This window comes from Bacillus sp. AM 13(2015), from assembly GCF_001518755.1.
Taxonomy (GTDB): Bacteria; Bacillota; Bacilli; order Bacillales; family Bacillaceae; genus Bacillus; species Bacillus safensis.
Map to the genome: position 1 here is coordinate 1 of NZ_LKCP01000077.1, position 17710 is coordinate 17710.

Annotated in this window: 15 protein-coding genes and 2 pseudogenes; 6 read left to right on the forward strand and 11 right to left on the reverse strand. The window is 39.4% G+C overall.

What is annotated here, in order from left to right:
* Positions 1-376, reverse strand: a pseudogene (locus tag AOQ70_RS12895) (MFS transporter); the annotation flags it as partial.
* A gap of 103 nt (positions 377-479) precedes the next feature.
* On the opposite strand from AOQ70_RS12895, the gene AOQ70_RS12900 reads away from it, so the two are divergent.
* Positions 480-1388, forward strand: coding sequence for a LysR family transcriptional regulator (locus tag AOQ70_RS12900; protein ID WP_059376673.1), 909 nt, complete (start codon positions 480-482; stop codon positions 1386-1388).
* Between the two features lie 32 nt (positions 1389-1420).
* Here the strand turns inward: AOQ70_RS12900 and AOQ70_RS12905 are convergent, their stop codons facing one another.
* A complete protein-coding gene (locus AOQ70_RS12905; RefSeq protein WP_039177033.1) occupies positions 1421-1900 on the reverse strand; it encodes an aminoacyl-tRNA deacylase in 480 nt (159 codons plus the stop codon).
* 145 nt (positions 1901-2045) lie between these two features.
* On the opposite strand from AOQ70_RS12905, the gene AOQ70_RS12910 reads away from it, so the two are divergent.
* Positions 2046-3245 (forward strand): MFS transporter, encoded by a 1200-nt coding sequence (locus tag AOQ70_RS12910; protein WP_059376676.1) that lies wholly within the window; start codon positions 2046-2048, stop codon positions 3243-3245.
* A 17-nt stretch (positions 3246-3262) separates the two neighbouring features.
* Here the strand turns inward: AOQ70_RS12910 and AOQ70_RS12915 are convergent, their stop codons facing one another.
* Positions 3263-3994: a MurR/RpiR family transcriptional regulator gene (locus tag AOQ70_RS12915; protein WP_059376678.1), complete on the reverse strand. Its 732-nt coding sequence runs from the start codon at positions 3992-3994 to the stop codon at positions 3263-3265.
* 197 nt (positions 3995-4191) lie between these two features.
* Between AOQ70_RS12915 and AOQ70_RS12920 the strand changes: the two genes are divergently transcribed.
* Positions 4192-5520: a 6-phospho-beta-glucosidase gene (locus AOQ70_RS12920; protein WP_059376681.1), complete on the forward strand. Its 1329-nt coding sequence runs from the start codon at positions 4192-4194 to the stop codon at positions 5518-5520.
* A 128-nt stretch (positions 5521-5648) separates the two neighbouring features.
* Here the strand turns inward: AOQ70_RS12920 and AOQ70_RS12925 are convergent, their stop codons facing one another.
* A complete protein-coding gene (locus tag AOQ70_RS12925; protein WP_059376685.1) occupies positions 5649-6671 on the reverse strand; it encodes an amidase domain-containing protein in 1023 nt (340 codons plus the stop codon).
* Positions 6672-6956: 285 nt separating this feature from the next.
* Here AOQ70_RS12925 and AOQ70_RS12930 point away from each other — a divergent pair, with 285 nt between their 5' ends.
* Positions 6957-7328 (forward strand): hypothetical protein, encoded by a 372-nt coding sequence (locus tag AOQ70_RS12930; protein ID WP_059376686.1) that lies wholly within the window; start codon positions 6957-6959, stop codon positions 7326-7328.
* A gap of 96 nt (positions 7329-7424) precedes the next feature.
* Here the strand turns inward: AOQ70_RS12930 and AOQ70_RS12935 are convergent, their stop codons facing one another.
* Both AOQ70_RS12935 and AOQ70_RS12940 read right to left on the reverse strand, forming a co-directional pair.
* On the reverse strand, positions 7425-8750 hold the full coding sequence (locus AOQ70_RS12935; RefSeq protein WP_059376687.1) for a 6-phospho-alpha-glucosidase: 1326 nt from the start codon (positions 8748-8750) through the stop codon (positions 7425-7427).
* A gap of 17 nt (positions 8751-8767) precedes the next feature.
* Positions 8768-10354: an alpha-glucoside-specific PTS transporter subunit IIBC gene (locus AOQ70_RS12940; RefSeq protein ID WP_059376690.1), complete on the reverse strand. Its 1587-nt coding sequence runs from the start codon at positions 10352-10354 to the stop codon at positions 8768-8770.
* A gap of 148 nt (positions 10355-10502) precedes the next feature.
* On the opposite strand from AOQ70_RS12940, the gene AOQ70_RS12945 reads away from it, so the two are divergent.
* Entirely contained in the window at positions 10503-11267 is a 765-nt protein-coding gene (locus AOQ70_RS12945; protein WP_059376692.1) for a MurR/RpiR family transcriptional regulator, read from the forward strand.
* Positions 11268-11402: 135 nt separating this feature from the next.
* Here the strand turns inward: AOQ70_RS12945 and AOQ70_RS12950 are convergent.
* Positions 11403-11852 (reverse strand): annotated as a pseudogene (locus AOQ70_RS12950) (SMI1/KNR4 family protein); the annotation flags it as partial.
* A 109-nt stretch (positions 11853-11961) separates the two neighbouring features.
* Positions 11962-12936 carry a tRNA dihydrouridine synthase gene (locus AOQ70_RS12955; protein ID WP_017366774.1) on the reverse strand — a complete coding sequence of 325 codons (975 nt, stop codon included), beginning with the start codon at positions 12934-12936 and terminating at the stop codon, positions 11962-11964.
* 489 nt (positions 12937-13425) lie between these two features.
* Here AOQ70_RS12955 and AOQ70_RS12960 point away from each other — a divergent pair, with 489 nt between their 5' ends.
* Complete coding sequence (locus AOQ70_RS12960; RefSeq protein WP_059376695.1) at positions 13426-13998, forward strand: hypothetical protein; 573 nt, start codon at positions 13426-13428, stop codon at positions 13996-13998.
* A gap of 89 nt (positions 13999-14087) precedes the next feature.
* On the opposite strand, the gene AOQ70_RS12965 is transcribed toward AOQ70_RS12960, so the two are convergent.
* The 3 genes from AOQ70_RS12965 to AOQ70_RS12975 all read right to left on the reverse strand — a co-directional run.
* Positions 14088-14996 (reverse strand): putative RNA methyltransferase, encoded by a 909-nt coding sequence (locus AOQ70_RS12965; protein ID WP_231730875.1) that lies wholly within the window; start codon positions 14994-14996, stop codon positions 14088-14090.
* Between the two features lie 463 nt (positions 14997-15459).
* A complete protein-coding gene (gene rlmD, locus AOQ70_RS12970) occupies positions 15460-16842 on the reverse strand; it encodes a 23S rRNA (uracil(1939)-C(5))-methyltransferase RlmD (protein ID WP_059376703.1) in 1383 nt (460 codons plus the stop codon).
* A 61-nt stretch (positions 16843-16903) separates the two neighbouring features.
* Positions 16904-17710: diacylglycerol kinase (locus AOQ70_RS12975; protein WP_059376697.1), on the reverse strand; the 807-nt coding region annotated here is incomplete at its 5' end.

Below are 17710 nucleotides of genomic sequence, written 5' to 3' on the forward strand. Positions count from 1 at the left end.
TTGCCTTGGCAGTCTCAGCAATTAACCTCATTCCACTCATACGCAATAACGTCCATGCCAGCCCCCAAGCGCAGCGGCAAATCAGCAGCAGCCAAAAACCGCTCACACCATATAGCATCGTGGTTACTGATGCAATCAATATAGCGATCAATACACCTGTTTTCATTGGGACAAACCGATAGAGCCACCAAACGGCAGGCGTTAGCGGGATGCGGATGAATCGGTTGATGGACAGCAGCAGCCCAACCTCCCAAATAGATGATAAACCAATCTCTTTCCAATAGATCGGAAGAACAATATAAAGCATTGAATCCCCAATCAGTGCAAATGCTGTGATAAGCGATATTGACACCACTTGCTTTTGACGATGATCCATTTTCCCTTCCCCCTTCGCTATCTTTACAATAAGGGATGCCTTATAATAAATCTAATGAATGTTTTTGATTGAACCATCAAAATAATTGATAGGTGGTGCAAAGTTGAATTTACATGCTCTTCGAATTTTTGCAAAAGTCGCAGAGACAAAAAGTGTTACACAAACAGCAGACGTGCTATCTTTGACACAGCCAGCTGTGACGGCTCAGCTTAGAAGCATTGAAAGTGAGATCGGGTTCCGTCTTTTTAAACGAAATGGCAGAGGGATTACACTTACGGAAATGGGGAAAATTCTATACCCTTATGCCCGGCAAGTGTTCGAGGCTGAAAAGGAAGTAGAATATCAGATTGCACTTTTACAAAACGGAAAAAAGGGGCGGCTCCGCATCGCTTCTACCTATGTACCACTCAACTTTTTACTGCCTGATTGGCTCGCTGCTTTTAAAACATCTTCATCTGAAACGGAAATTGAATTAAAAAGTGGAAACTCCGCTCAGGTTTTAGAAAGCCTGCTTCAATATGAATCAGATGTGGCCATCGCTGTGATCGAGGATTTGCACCATGAAGAGATTCTCACCTCTCATTTAACGAATTTAAGCTATGATTTTATTGTCCCGGCAGACCATCCATTGAACGGAAAAACCGTCCCGCTAGAGCGCCTGAGCCAGGAGCCTTTTTTGATGCGTGAAGAAGGCAGTTCCACAAGAGATAAACTTTTTTCTCTTTTTACCTCGAAAGGCATCAAAAAACCTACCGTAGACTTGCAGTTCAGCGGTGTTCATGAAGCGATACAAATGATCAAAGCTGGATATGGTATCACACTTGTTCCCCGTGATGCGGTTCAAGGTAGTCTCAAGCGGAAAGAAATTGGGCGCGTGTACATTGAAGACATTGAAATTGTCAGACCAGTTGTTGTGTGCAAACGGGCGAATGATCTTGAAGAAAATAGAACCGTGGATGCCTTCCTACAAATGAAAGGTATCGGTCCATTCACTACGCCTGCTGCCAATTAAAAAAGTGCCTGCTCCAAAAACAGGCACTTTTTTTATTCGGCTGGCTGCACGATGTCAAATGGTACAGCTTTTGAGGCTTTCACTAATTGTTCTGGTGTGATGAGGATTTCATTTCCCCATTCTCCTGCTCCAACCCCTAATATCTCTTCCTCTAATAATGAAGCTTCAATGATCGTGCGGAATCCTTCTGGCTGCCAGCAAAACGGCGGAATCGAACCAATTCGATAGCCCGTCACTTCAAGAACCTTCTCCGGTGAAGCCATTTTAATATTACGGGAGCCGGCCGCTTTCTTTAGTTTCCCTGACTTAATATGCTGGTCAGCGCCAACCATCACAAGCAGCTGCTCCCCTTCTCCTGTTTCAAAGATCAATGTTTTGATCATTTGTCTTTCACGAAAACCAAGGGCTGCCGCTACATTTGCTGCTCCTTTTTCTGTTTCGGCAGAAAATGTTTTGATCTCATATGGGATGCCATGTTTGTCCAAAAAATCATGTGCTGGTAATTTTCTCAAGTGATTGAACCCCTTTCCTTACAATGTCCTTCATTTAGCTTATCACAATCTTCTCATCCATAAGATGTATTTTTCAATGGACAGCCTCTGAACCCTTCATCACCATGCTATACTAAACTTGTTTTTGAAAAGGAGCCGGTTTAATATGGGAAACAAGTTTTGGTGTTATACAAGCAGTAAAAGCCTTCTCATGCTAAGTGATATTTTATTTGTCATGACGATCACGTTTGTCATTTATCAAGATACACAATCTGTTGCCTATGCGGCTGTCTTTCCGCTGATCAGAACGATATGCCAGCTATTGGCTGGGCTCTTCTCTCCTGTTTTAACTGATTACTTTCAAGCTGGCCGCCTATTGAAATGGGTCCCGCTTTTACGTCTTGGGATGCTCATCGTGTTTACAGCCCAATTTCATTTCTTTCAGCAGCATATGGTCTGGCTGTTTAGTGCACTCATTTTGATTTCCCTCACAGGCGGGTTCATCAGTCCTTTAATGCAGGCGATCATGCCGATGCTTGTGCCAGCAAATCAGCTTGTGAAAGCAAACAGTACAGCGTCCATTTTTCATCAAATGGTTCAAATCGCCGGCTATTCGTTCACTGGAATGCTGGTCCTATGGATCGGGCCATTTTATTTAATGTGGATCACTTGTGTCATGATTGTGTTGTCTTACCTATTTTTCATCCCTGTCTTTCCTCTTCTCAAGCAAGAAGAGACGGTTCGAAAAGCAAATAAGACGAACAGCTTTAAAGATGGCTGGACGATCATTTGGACAAATAAAACGGTGCGCACCCTGACGTTTATGGATGTTTGTGAAAATATTGCGGGTGCTGTGTGGATCGGGGCAATTACGCTTGCCTTTGTCACACAAGATTTAAAGCAAGGTGAGGAATGGTGGGGCTTTATCAATGCCGCTTATTATATCGGCACCATTCTAGGCGGTCTCTTAGCTGCATGGATGAGTCAATTTATTCAAAAACAGCTTCTTCTCTTTATGGCAGCTGGGTCATTCATTTATGCAGTGCTGACTATTGTCTATTCACTGAACAGCCTGCCATGGCTTGCTTTGCTGCTTTGTATTTTGATGGGGCCTGCTTATCAAATTCGTGATGTTTCGCAGCAAACCATTCTTCAAACGGAAACACCTGTCCAAGATTTATCAAAGGTGTACTCGGCTCATTACGTCCTTTCTTCTGTATCTGTCGGTTTATCTATTTTCTTTGTTGGATTGATTGCGGATGCATATGGGGCGAGGTCTGTGTATTTGCTAGGCGGTCTGTTTGTGCTCGTCTGTTCTGGTATTGCCATCCTTTCTTTTATGAAGCAGAAAAAAGAGAGCAGCTGATTCATGCAGCGGCTCTTTTACTTTTCTTTTAACATCGTGAACATGTCACGGGCCATTGCTTCTAAAATATACACAACTGGCGTCTGTGTGGTGATATTGGCTCTGTGGACCCGCTCATCTGTGACGTAGTAGGCAATATTTAAATCTGAAATGCGCGAAATCGTGCAGTGCTGGTTATTCGTAATACTAATGATTGTGCTGCCTTCCCTTTTTAACTTTGAAATATGATCGATCGTAATACTGTTCTCCCCTGATACAGACAGCACAATGGTGACACTATTGTCTAAATACTGCATATTCATCGGGAAAAATGGATCATTGATGTAAAAGGAAAATTTCTCAAGACTTGAAAAGTACCTCGCCCCATACTGCGCCAAAATGCCAGAACTGCCAGTCCCGATAAACAGCACATTTTTTGCCTCAGCAATGAGTTTCGCTGCCTCCTTAATTTTCCCCTCAAAGTCTCCCTTTAATGTTCGTTCAATAAATTCATATAGAAAGTGCTGTGTGCTTTTTAAAGAAGGTGTCTGCTCTGATTCTAAATACATTTTGAGCTTCACTTTAAACTCTGAAAAGCCTTCACAATTTACTTTTCGGCAAAAACGAAGGACAGACGAGGTGGAAATATGTGCAGCATCTGCAAGGTCTCGAATTCTCATGTATACGACCTTTTCACTGTTTTCCATGATATATCGATATAAAGCGCTTTCTAGTTCATTAAAGCTGGAAATGACCTCACTTGAAAACATCTGACTTCCCCTTTCTCCAACAACATGTCACAAGGTGTTTCTTTTATGTAACAAATCTCTAAATAGGGCACCCTTGCCTAAAGACGCTGAAGTCATTTACGCATGAGATGCTCTCACGATAAGCTATAGATGTACAAAATAAAAAAGACTTTTCTCTATTATAACATTGCGCGTTACATTATTCGGAGGTGCAGAGCATGGCAAAAGGATTAAAGGTTGTCACAATTGGCGGAGGATCAAGCTATACACCAGAGCTTGTAGAAGGATTCATTAAACGATACGATGAATTTCCGATTAGCGAGCTTTGGCTCGTTGATATTGAAGCGGGAAAAGAAAAGCTTGAGATCGTAGGAAATCTTGCAAAACGCATGGTCAAAAAAGCAGGACTTCCAATCGAGGTTCATTTAACATTAGATCGTAGAAAAGCGCTTGTAGATGCTGATTTTGTTACAACACAATTCCGTGTCGGACTTCTTGAAGCACGTATGAAGGATGAACGCATTCCTTTAAAATATGATGTCATTGGTCAAGAAACAAATGGTCCAGGGGGTCTATTCAAAGGACTTCGCACCATTCCTGTCATTCTTGATATTGTCAAAGATATTGAAGAGCTTTGCCCGAATGCATGGCTTGTGAATTTCACAAATCCAGCTGGTATGGTCACTGAAGCCGTACTTCGTTATTCAAACCATCGAAAAGTCGTTGGCTTATGCAACGTGCCAATCGGCATTCGCATGGGAATCGCCAAAGGGCTTAATGTCGACGCAAGCAGAGTCGAAGTCAGCTTTGCTGGATTAAACCATATGGTCTTTGGACTCAATGTATTCTTAGACGGCAAAAGCATCATGGATCAAGTGATCGAAGACATGGCGGATCCAAACTCCAGCATGTCGATGAACAACATTCAAGCGATTCCGTGGGATGCTGATTTCTTAAAAGGGCTTGGCGTTATTCCTTGTCCATATCACCGCTACTACTACAAAACAAGTGATATGCTGGCTGAGGAAAAGAAAGCAGCAGCAAACGAAGGAACTCGTGCAGAAGTCGTTCGCGCATTAGAAAATGATCTGTTCGAGCTTTACAAAGACCCTGATCTAGACATCAAGCCGCCACAGCTTGAAAAACGAGGCGGTGCCTACTACAGTGATGCAGCTTGTAACTTAATTGCATCCATTTATAACGACAAGCATGACATTCAGCCTGTCAACACGATTAACAATGGCGCCATCAGTGACATTCCAAATGATTCTGCCGTTGAACTCAACTGCGTTATCACAAAAGACGGTCCTAAACCAATCGCTGTTGGTGAAATGCCGGTCGCTGTCAAAGGACTCATTTCTCAAATTAAATCCTTTGAACGTGTAGCTGCTGAAGCAGCTGTGACAGGCGATTACAACACAGCCCTTGTCGCAATGACCATCAACCCGCTTGTCCCATCAGATGCTGTTGCAAAAAGCATCCTAGATGAAATGCTAGAAGCACACAAAGAATATTTGCCACAGTTCTTCAATAAAGTAGAAGCATAAAAAAGAAGCCGCACTTTTCGAAAGTGCGGTTTCTTTATTTGGCTGTATGAAATTATTTAAAGATATCCTTAATTATATAAGAGTTTACGTTAATGATAAGGTATAATACTTACCTTCTAAACAGTTTTCTACATTTTTATAACTCTGAATTTATATCCTTTTCCTTTGAATTCATAGGATAGATGAGCATACTTATGGGCTTTAGAATGACCTGAGTATCTTGTTTCTCCATTTTTCACATCATAAACCACCATAGTATGATACCATCCACCATTATCTTTGTTATACGCTTGTATAACATCACCAGTAGATACTTTTTTAGCAACCTGCTTAGCATTTAATCCATTATATACTTTACTTGTTCGCGACCAATAAGCATAAAAATCTACAACTCTTACCCAAGATGTAGAATACAAAATTGTAGACCAGTTTCCTGTAGATGAACTATAAACACTGGAATACCATCCCTTTGTATTAGATGAAAATTGAGAGACTCCTGTCTTACCTGTATAATTCATTTTTTTCCCACCAGCATATATTACCTGTGAAACATAATTAGTACAATCTCCTCCTGAACCGCCGAAATATCCAAATCTAGAATTTGCAGTTTTATTCCAATTATCATTAATATATTTTTTCGCCTTAGTTCTATTAAAATTTGAAGAAGCAGCAGTAACAACTTGCTGTCCTGTAATTTCATTTACTAATTTATATTCACTTATTTTCTTCTCTATTTCTATATTTTTTTGTTCATTTTCTTTTCTAAAATCTTCAATAGTTTTTCTCAGTACACTTTTATTCAATTTGAAATTTTCTTTATTATTACTTGCTAAATGATTATTATCATTAAAATAATAATTCTCTTGTTCCATGAGATATATCCCAGCATAAGCAGACATTAAGCGTTGATTATAAGCACTCACTTTTAACGAAGAAATTGAATTTAAAAACTCAACATATCCTTTAGAACCTACTGGATAATCTAATCCATTATCTTTAAGGTAGTTCAACACTTCATTTTGTCCATCTTCAACTCTATAATTATCAAGAGGGAATTCATCAGTAATTTCTGAAGCTGATATCTGTGTTGGAATCAATAATAGGATAAATAATGTCACTGAAAAACCCAATAAAAAAATTTTAAATTTCATAGTAATACTCCTCACTTCAATATTTACTTTAAATTCTAAATTATAAATTTCTAAAATTGTATTTATTTTCTTAAATTTAAGGTAGTTTTAAGAAATTAAATTAAAAAAGTTTATAATTATTTTTAATTGATTATCTATAATTAATGGTGAATTCTATCCGGTGTAAACACTTTCTTTAACCCCTAACAGTTGAGCAATTATAATTCCACATTTCACATTTCCTTCCGATAATAGAAGTAAGCACGGAATAAAGTTTTGATTGAAAACGAGAAGGAGTGAAGAATAATGTCAGATCAACAGCACAATGCAGCACAAGAAGAAGAAGAGGAATTTAACGTATACGACATGCTTCCGCCCGCAGGTACAATCATCGGAGAAGCAACAGAAGAAGAAATGGAAGCCGCAGCAGCACTAGAAGTGAGACATGTCGCGTTCATGCGCCTTCAAGATATGTACATTCAATTTGACGGCTCGTCTTACAAAGACTTATTAAAAGACTTCCAAGAATTCGAATTGGATTCCACAAAATTCTGGAGAACCATTGCTAGACGTCTTCAAATTCCATACGAATGGCCAATCCGAATCGACCACGCAAACGGCCCTATTTATATTGGTGAAACTGAGGATAGCCGTGAGGTTGAGGAGAGTGCGGAGTAAGGAATGACGGGCCCCTTTTGGTAAGGGTTCTTTTCGTCTCCATCACAATAAATAAGCAATATGAGCGCTGTCACGCCCATATTGCTTATTCTCCTGTTATGTTAATTCTGGCCAAAATGCTTGATTTGCCACAATTAAGTCGTCTAAAATATCTTTTGCTACTTTTGCACTCGGCACCGTTTTCGATAATGTGATGGCCTGCCATAGTTTTTGATAGGACCCTTCTTCAAATGCTTCTACTACTAATTTTTCTACGCCAACTTGCTGCTCCATGAGACTTTTTTGAAATCTAGGAATTTCTCCAACTACTAATTTTTCTGGACCATTGCTGCCAACGATACAAGGAATTTCGACCATTGCTGTTGGGTCAAAGTTTCTAATGGCGCCATTGTTCTCTACAATCATCAGCATCCGTTCTTTTTTATTAAAAGCAATGGCTCTTGCCAAATCAACGATATAGGAAGCGTGCTCATCAATGGTCAGCTTTGTTTCCTTTGCAGTTCCTTTATCAATGATGGCCTGACACTCACTAAAAACAAACGCTTCCCGTCCCTCCATGACTTCATTGGCACGTGTGAATTCTATATTGGAATATGCTACTTCTTCATCTGGAAATAGATAGTATTTCAAATACGTATTAGGGACCGTTTTTGGATCAAGCGCTTGAATATCTTTGGCCTTTTTTAATGTGCTGTTCCAGCTCTTCTGCTGTTCTAGTTCAGATGTTCCATCTGTTGCATAACCATGCTGGCTTACATGCTTAATCACCTCAGGCATTAAGCTATTTCCTGATTTATCTCGAATATCTGTCCACCAGCCAAAGTGATTCAAACCATAGTAATCTACTTCTAGTTCTTTCCGTGAAGATAAGCCTAAATTTTTTGCAATTAATTCTTCGATGCCAATTGGCATATCACATATGTTTAAAATCTTAGAATTCGGTCTTAGCTTACGTGTTGCCTCAGCTACTATCGCTGCTGGGTTCGAATAGTTTAACATCCAAGCTTCAGGTGAGTATTTTTCCATATAATCGACAAGTTCTAATACACCTGGAATAGAACGCATTCCGTAAGCTATCCCGCCTGGACCGCATGTTTCCTGTCCGACGACTCCATGCTTCAATGGAATTTTCTCATCTAATTCACGCATTGCATATTTTCCGACACGAATATGTGCCATCACAAAATCGACTTGAGTAAACGCTTCTTCTGGGTCCGTGCTTGCCAGTAATTGCACTTCTGGTGCTCGTTCTTTTAACATAATCTCACATGCATCTGCAATCGTCTTTTGTCTAGCTTCATCATTATCATAGAGTTTAATTGTATGAATTGGGAACTCCTCTAAATAGTCTAACAGCATCAAAATGATTCCCGGTGTAAATGTACTTCCGCCTCCAGCGATGGTAATATTAAATCTTTTCATGATATCCAGCTCCTTTTTCAATCTAATGAAAGTTTAGTCTCAAAGGACTCTCTTACTTGCGGTACACTTAAGCCAACAATGATTTGAATGCTTTGACCACTCATAGCCATGCCGTGTGCCAGTTTATTCTCTGTAAAGTAGTCCCTATCTTTCACCAAGCTAGGGTCAATCACTGTAATACGCAGACGCGTGGCACAGTTTGTCACATCTTTAATGTTTTCTTTACCGCCAAGGCCTTCTAAGAAATAAACGGCTTTCTCTTCATACTCTGATGCATAAACGGGTGATTCCTTTTTGTCATGAGCTTTTTTATGACTCTCATAATCTTGTTTGGTATATAGCCTCGTCTCCTCCTCATCTTTTCGTCCTGGTAATGGAATATCAAATTTCACAATCATCCATCTAAATATGACAAAATACAATGCAGTAAAGAGAAGCCCAATCATCGCTTGGATCAGATAAATCCCTCCATGATTTGAGGAGAGCGGAATCCAGTTCAATGCAGCTATTTCAATCAGCCCGGAACCCATCATTCCGACAACACCAAACATATTCATGATTGTCACCATGGTCGCTCCAAGAAGTGCATGTATCACAAATAAATAAGGCGCGAGAAATAGAAACGTAAATTCAAGCGGTTCTGTAATTCCCGCAAATATGGCTGTCAATGTGGCGGGTAATACCAAAGCCAAAACCTTTTTTCTATTTTCCTTCGGTGTAGAAAAATACATGGCTAGAGCTATCCCTAAACAGCCGAACATCTTAATGTTCCCATGTAATAAAAATCCGTATGGATAAAGATCCTTCAAATCGGAAGTTGAGGACGCAAATTCATTTAAGTGAGCAATCCAATATGGTTTTAACCCTCCATTTACAGCCGCTGGACCAAACTCAAAAGGTGTATAAATAAAATGGTGAAGTCCTGTTGGAATTAACACCCTTTCCAAGAAATGAAACAGCCAGACACCAATATAACCAGACTGTGCCATGAACCCTTGGAGAGATTGAATCCCCTGCTGAACATAGGGCCATACAAAAGCAACGATAAAAGCAATAGGAATCATCACAAAGAATCCGATGATGACAACAAATACAAGCCCCTGGAAAATCCCAAGCATTTCAGGCAGCTTTTGATCATAAAAACGATTATGGATCCAAATGACGATTCCAGATATCATCACCGCACCAATGATACTTGTATCCAGCGTAGGTATACCCGCAATTTCTTTTACTCCCGCTACATTCTCAACACCTTGCGATAAATCAACACCAAAAGCAGACGGCCAAAGTGTCAAAATAGCATGAATATAATTGTTAAATACGAGATAAATCATCAAAGCTGCGAGCGTCGCACGGGCTTGCGCTTTTTTTGCAAGTGAGATAGGCAATCCAATCACAAAGGCTAATTCCATATGATTGAAAATCGTCCATCCTCCGCTTTCAATCAGTGTCCAAACCTTATACCACATCGTACCTTCTGCAGCCATTTCCCCCATAATCGCTGGATTCTTACATAAAGTCGCGAGGCCGACAACAATACCAAAAAACGCGAATAAAAGTACAGGAACTACCATAGCACTGCCAAACCGCTTGATTGCATTCATAAGCATTACCCCTTTGCTTGATCCATAACACCACTGTAAAGGCAGCGCTTACAAAAACCAATAGGTTTGACGTATTTAGAAATCAAGTTGTAACATTAGATTATATTTTCATAGGAAGAAAATATTTTCATGTTGGAGGGCACATCGCATGATACTGGACAAGCTGGTTAATGAATACTTCGAAGATTTAAATAAGAATGACCTACACATTATTAAAACGATCCATGATCATCTTGAAGAAATGAAGACAATGAAAATTCAGGACCTTGCCCGTTATGCTCATACTTCCATCTCATCCATCCATCGGCTTGCTAAGAAAATAGGGTTCGACGGCTATAGTGACTTAAAGTCTTATGTGAAATTAAATGCTTTCACTGAAGAGACAACACAAGATTTAATGCAGCTGCTTGATCAAGATATCCGGCAGACAAGAAAATATATGGAGCAGCTGGACTTTCATCAATTAAATCAACTGATAGATCGCGCACCGTATATTTATATTTATGGTACAGGAACTGCACAACTCGATTTGGCCAATGATGTACAGCGGCAGCTATGGTCACTGCATAAAAAATCTCAAGTATTACGAAGCAAGCGGGACTTAACAGATGGAATCATTGAATTTGGTGAGGATGACCTTTTATTTATCATTTCTTTATCGGGTGAATCGAAGAATTTAGATGAAATCATTCAATTGGTGAAAACGAGACATATCAAATTTATCAGCATGACCACATTAAGGAATAACCTCCTTGCACAAAATGCCATGTTTAACATCTATGTAAGCAGCACCCCGTTTCACTTATATAACAAAGTGGACAACTCCAGCTTTCTGCCATTTTACATTGTGGCAGATATTATCGTCAGAAAATATAGTGAGTGGAAAGTGAACCAATTGAATAATAGGACTTAAACATAACAGGTACCGTTTTGGAGAGAGATTCAATGTTGCTTCGCAAAAAAAAGAGAGACTCTTTTGTCTCTCTCAAAAAACACTGTATAACAGCGGATTTAATGAAATATATCTACTTGCGGCTGCCTTTTCCTATTCAGCAGTATAATGCCCAGCAAGCAGTTCATCAAACGAATCCGCTAATTTGAAATCCGTCTCATAATCTAGATCAAAGTAATGAACCGGCGGATGTTCCTTTGTTTCTCTGTAATCCAATGCAATCCACGTATGACCATCTCCACAAATGAGCACAAGTCCCTCAGGCAATTCCCATTCTTCTATTAAATAATCACTATCCATAATGCCTTCATTTTTGGCAATTCCTCTTAAATGATCAAATGACACATGATCCTCTGCCCATCCATTCGGCTGATCCGTGGGAAAAGCGTTATGCAGGGTATACCCGCCATTTTGTTCGAGAATCAGTTTTTTATATGTATCCGGCAAGATGACGCCTAGCTTCTTTTCCGCTTTTGCAATGCCTTTCTCATTGATTTTCTTAAATGTTTCTTCGCTTTCACTGTCTTTATCCCAAAATGGTTTCAAATGAAATACCTCCAATTGTTATTTCTATCTCATTTTACCATTTAAGAGAACTAGTTTAATAGTCCTATTTAATAAAAAAAGAGAAGGGTTCGCCCCCTCCTCTTGTTGGTCATGATTGTTCTTGATTTCTCGCTTCAAATTCATCCAGCATGGCACGCACTTCATCTGTTGATGATGTATTCATTAATTGATTTCTTAAGAAACTCGCTCCTCTGAATCCTTTTACATAAATCTTAAAGAAACGGTGCAGTGCCTTGAATGGACGCAAGCCTAGTGATGAGTATTGATCATGGAGATCAAGATGTAACCTTAACAGACCGAGCAGTTCATCACTTGTATGCTCCTTCGGCTCTTTTTCAAAAGCAAATGGGTTATGGAAAATCCCGCGCCCAATCATCACTCCGTCCACTCCATACTGTTCAGCGAGCTTTAAGCCTGTTTGACGATCAGGAATATCACCATTGATTGTCAAAAGAGTATCAGGGGCTACTTCATCACGAAGTTTTTTAATCTCAGGAATGAGCTCCCAATGCGCATCCACCTGGCTCATTTCCTTTCTTGTGCGAAGGTGGATCGATAAATTCACAATATCTTGCTCCAAAATGTGTCGAAGCCACCCGCGCCATTCATCGACCTCAGTAAAACCAAGTCTTGTTTTCACGCTGACAGGTAATCCCCCAGCTTTTGCTGCTTGAATCAGCTCTGCAGCAACATCTGGACGAAGAATTAAGCCGCTGCCCTTCCCGTTTTGCGTGACATTTGGAACAGGACAGCCCATATTAATATCAAGCCCCTGAAATCCTAATTCCGCCATTCCAATACTCATTTGTCTAAAGTTCTCAGGCTTGTCTCCCCAAATATGAGCAACAATCGGCTGCTCATCCTCTGTAAACGTTAAACGCCCCTTCACACTTTGAATACCATCAGGGTGGCAATAACTCTCACTGTTCGTAAACTCTGTAAAAAACACATCCGGTCTCGCCGCCTCACTCACAACATGACGAAACACAACATCTGTCACTTCTTCCATTGGTGCTAATATAAAAAATGGCCGCGGTAAATCACGCCAGAAATTTTTACTCATCTTTCATCCAATTCCTCTCATGACATAGCGCCTAAAGGGCATGTCCTTCTATTATCATTATATACTTTAGTTAGGATTCAACGCAAAAGGAGCATAAAATGAACAATAACAAAATGCTATCAGCACTTTATAAAATATCAAAAATTTGAGGAGACGTAAACGCCTTTCAAAAGTGCTGCTGAGAAACGTGTCATTCAATGGGAGAAGGTAAGGCATTCGCCAAACTAATGAAAAAAACCTCAATTATTTCAAATTTGAAATCGACAAATATCACATTATACAAATAGCAAAAATACCAATCAACCTTAATATGGATATTATTATGATATTTGTTTATTTTATAGAAAGGAGTAATTATCTTATAGTAATAATACATAAAACAGTTCACTATGCTTTTATTAAAAGTTACTAAAACTATGGCAAATTCATTATTAATCTTCTCTAAATAAACAATAAGTACTAAATAGCACTTTTTTATGGAGGGTGATCATGTCTTTATCTTACGTTATTCTAATGACTTTTTTAGTACTCCTTTTAGTATCTATCATGCTCTATACATTTTTCAGAAAGAAAAACATTGTAGATGAAGCACCTGGCGCTTTTGCTGCCGTTCTTCTTATTTTACTAATATGTTTTTCCCTTAGTATTGTTATTGCGCTTCCAACTGTTATGCTTTTTCTAGTCTCATTGGGAGTGAATTTTCTATTCGGTGAATACATCACTTATGATTCATTATTTTCTTTGATTACCTTTTCATTGTTAGTCAGCATCATCGTAGTTTTTTGGTCGTTTATAGTTTTATTTATAGGGAAAGGAATCACTTTTTTGTTGAAGATCCCAAAATGGATAACTTATATTTTAGAATTTTTTGCTTCGTGGGCGCTTATTTACTTCACGATTAAATATGTATTAAATTTAAAGTTAGTTGAAGTTTCAATATGGGGAAATGGTGCATTGATTTTATCTTTCTTTGTTAGTTTTTTATACATTGGACTTGATATCATATCCTCTGCGCTTGATCAAAAGAATCAGAACATAGAAGAATACCCCCCTATCCATTAAGGGGGTATTTAATAATAGATATTTCGAACATCAAGCTGTTTTTAGTCTTCGAACCATATAGCCTTATAAGCTTTTTTAATCATAAGTTTTTAATTAATTGATCTATGAGCCTTCATTTTCTTCCCAAGCAAGACTGAAAAGTCAAAAGTGATTTCCAATTTATTTTCGCTCAGAACTTGTTGTATAAGCTCTTCCGATGCTCCCCAAGACAAGGGGGTCATATGGATCAACTGTTTAATGTACTTACTTTCCATTGTTATACGGTACTGAACACGCTGGATGTCAACAAGATCAAAATTACGATTGAAAAGCTCTAATGTATTTTCATTTGAATATACAGTTCTATCTGTTTGATTGTAAAATATCTCTCTTAATTCTTGAAGGTACTTACTTTCAGGTATAACTTTTATAACCATTCCATCATCTGCAAGCATTCTATGGAACTCAGAATAGTTGGATGGAGATAATATATTCAATAAGAAATTGAATTGTTTATCAATTAATGGACACTTTGCGAGATCGGCTACGCACCAGATTGTTTTAGAAGGACTCCTTGAAGCAATATCGATTCCCTCTTTTGAGATATCAACACCTATTCCCAACAAGTTACATTGCGATTGTTCAATTATCCTCTGCTGTATCTTCGACAAATGTGAACCTTCACCGCATCCAGCATCTAATATTTTTATGGTATCACTCGTTGGTTTCAACTCTTCTAACATATTCTCACAAACCTGAGCAATCAACGGATCAAAAAAGCCGCTTTGGCTAAACATCTTTCTAGACTTAAACAGTTTTTTATCGTATTTTGTTTTAGGAGGATGAGACAATAAGTTAACATATCCTTGCTTAGATATATCAAAACAATGATGATTGTAACAAATTAAACTCCTTAAATTTACTACCTCAATTGGATTTGAACATATTGGACATCTAAAAATGTCTTCATACTCAGAGAGAAGACATGCGTTTGTCATTTTCCGATTGTTTTTAGACAAAATAAAAACACCTCATTCATTCGTATTTAGTAAATGAAAAAGGCACAGTTAAATAAACCCAGGTCATAGTTTTTTAAAAATGACGTGAGTATACATAGACTGTACCTTCCATTAACGTAAACGAATGAATTTGATGATCAAGAAAAACATCTCCTAATAAAAATGATTAAAGAAGAACGAACCCGCTCCATCTATTAGTATAAATCATGATGAACAGGTTTGTATACATCGCAATGCTTTTCAACTACCGAACTTCCAAGGCAAAAAACGACCACCGTCAACGACACGGCAAGGAAAGGTTAGTTCCTAAGTTAAACTTTTAGGCGATCATACCTTCAACACCGATGCTGTTTATTTTCACAGGAAATCTCTAAAACGGATTCCTTCACAGACTAATTGATCGCATTGATATTAAATCAGTTGGGAGTCCTAGAATCTTTTACAGACTCTCGGACTCTCCTGCTTATTCTTTACTTCTAACTAACAATGCACAGCACTCCACATGACTCGTATGCGGAAACATATCCACAGGCTGCACTTCCTCCGTCACATACCCGCCATCTTCAAGAATGCGCAAATCACGAGCAAGCGTCCCTGGATTACAGGAGACGTAAACAACACGGTTTGGTTTCATCTTTAAAATGGTGTCAAGCAGTGCTTCGTCGCAGCCTTTTCTTGGCGGATCGACGACGAGGGTGTCTGCTTTGATGCCTTCTTTGTACCAGTTTGGGATGACGGTTTCTGCTTCGCCGACTGCGAATTCAACATTATTGATTCCGTTTAAGGCAGCGTTACGTTTTGCATCTTCAATTGCTTCTGGAACAATTTCAACCCCATATACTCTGCCTGCTTTTTGTGCGAGAAATAAGGAAATCGTACCGATTCCGCAGTAGGCATCGATAACGGTTTCTTCGCCTTGCAAGTCTGCATATTCAAGCGCTTTGTCATAAAGCACCTTTGTTTGAGCTGGATTCACTTGATAAAATGATCGGGCTGAAATGGCAAATTTGATGTCGCCAATCGTGTCATAAATGTATTCTTCGCCCCATATAACGGTTGTTTCGTCTCCGAAAATGACATTTGTTTTCTTTGAATTCACGTTTTGTACAATTGACCGAACATGTGGGAAGCGTGCTATAATCTGCTCAATCACCTGCTGCTTTTGCGGAAAATCAGCCGTTCTAGTAACAAACACAACCATCATTTCACCTGTTGCAATACCGTAGCGAACCATCACATGACGCAGCCAGCCTTTGTGCCGCTCTTCGTTATACGCTTTGATGCCAAACGCATTGCATATGTCTTTTACGGCCTGTACCACTTCGTCGTTTTCTGACTGCTGAATCAAACATTTTTCCATATCAATGATTTCATGGGTACGCTGTTGATAAAATCCTGCAACAAGTCCGCCTTCGCGTTTGCCAACTGGCACTTGCGCTTTGTTTCGGTAATTCCAAGGGTCTTCCATGCCGAGTACAGGATGAACTTTTACACGGCTCATATCAAGCTTGCCGATCCGCTCTAAAACGTCCTTTACTTGTTTTTGTTTAAATAGCAGCTGGCCTTCATAGCTCATATGCTGAATTTGACAGCCGCCGCACTGCTTGTAAATGGGACATGGCGCATCTTGCCTGTGCTGACTTTCCTTTGTCAGCTCCATGAGTCGTCCAAAAGCAAATCCTTTTTTGACTCGTGTGACTTTGATTTGCCCTTGTTCGTCAGGAAGGGCATTTGGTACAAAGACAGGGAATCCTTCAATTTTTGCTACACCTGCACCTTCATGCGTTAAGTCTTCGAAGGTTACATTGTAGTATTCATTCTTTTCAACAGGCGGTTTCATTTTCACCAATTTTATCACCTCATTTGCAAAGAAAAACTTGGCCGCCATAAGGAACCAAGTTCAGTCTTCACCCTATTTTTTCAGCTGTTTCTTTTGGCACAATAAATTCAATATGGCGATACAGGTTTTCAAATTCACCTGGCAGCATGCCGCCGTATTCACCATCTAAATTCAATTGCATTTTATCTTTTACATCTACCTTTACGCGATTCGCTTTTGCGTAGATGACATTGTTATCATGAATATGCTCGCCTCTGAGAGCAAGGCTGACCACTCGAATGGCTTCTGCTAAATTGACCTTCTTTAAAATAATTAGATCAAACATTCCATCATCTAAAATGGAATCTGGCGCTAGTTTTTCAAAGCCGCCAACTGAGTTTGTGAGTGAAACAAGGAACAGCATGATTTCTCCATGAAACAATTTGCCGTCATATTCAATTTCGACTTCTGTCGGGCGGATAGATGGAAGCATCTCCATGCCTTTTAAATAATAAGCAAGCTGTCCAAGCATGGTCTTCAGCTTACTAGGCACCTCATAGGTGAGCTCTGTTAACCGGCCGCCGCCAGCAATATTAATAAAATAATGGCCATTGACTTTACCGATATCAAGCGGCTTGGCTACCCCCTCAATAATGGCATCTGTCGCTTTCAAAACACCTTCTCGTGGAATTCCAAGTGCTCTTGCGAAATCATTTGTCGTTCCAACTGGAATAATTCCTAGTTTTGGTCTTTTTTCAAGCGGTGCTAGTCCGTTGACGACTTCATTGATCGTGCCGTCTCCACCTGCTGCTACAATTAAATCAAAATCTCTCTGTGCGGCCTTTTCTGCTGCTTGTGTGGCATCTCCTGCACATGTCGTCGCATGACAAGAACA

Bases quoted from the DNA above. Each gene is read 5' to 3' on its own strand.
- AOQ70_RS12910 (WP_059376676.1), top strand. From the start codon at position 2,046: ATGGGAAACAAGTTTTGGTGTTATACAAGCAGTAAAAGCCTTCTCATG.
- AOQ70_RS12915 (WP_059376678.1), bottom strand. From the start codon at position 3,994: ATGTTTTCAAGTGAGGTCATTTCCAGCTTTAATGAACTAGAAAGCGCT.
- AOQ70_RS12920 (WP_059376681.1), top strand. From the start codon at position 4,192: ATGGCAAAAGGATTAAAGGTTGTCACAATTGGCGGAGGATCAAGCTAT.
- AOQ70_RS12925 (WP_059376685.1), bottom strand. From the start codon at position 6,671: ATGAAATTTAAAATTTTTTTATTGGGTTTTTCAGTGACATTATTTATC.
- AOQ70_RS12930 (WP_059376686.1), top strand. From the start codon at position 6,957: ATGTCAGATCAACAGCACAATGCAGCACAAGAAGAAGAAGAGGAATTT.
- AOQ70_RS12935 (WP_059376687.1), bottom strand. From the start codon at position 8,750: ATGAAAAGATTTAATATTACCATCGCTGGAGGCGGAAGTACATTTACA.
- AOQ70_RS12940 (WP_059376690.1), bottom strand. From the start codon at position 10,354: ATGAATGCAATCAAGCGGTTTGGCAGTGCTATGGTAGTTCCTGTACTT.
- AOQ70_RS12945 (WP_059376692.1), top strand. From the start codon at position 10,503: ATGATACTGGACAAGCTGGTTAATGAATACTTCGAAGATTTAAATAAG.
- AOQ70_RS12955 (WP_017366774.1), bottom strand. From the start codon at position 12,936: ATGAGTAAAAATTTCTGGCGTGATTTACCGCGGCCATTTTTTATATTA.
- AOQ70_RS12960 (WP_059376695.1), top strand. From the start codon at position 13,426: ATGTCTTTATCTTACGTTATTCTAATGACTTTTTTAGTACTCCTTTTA.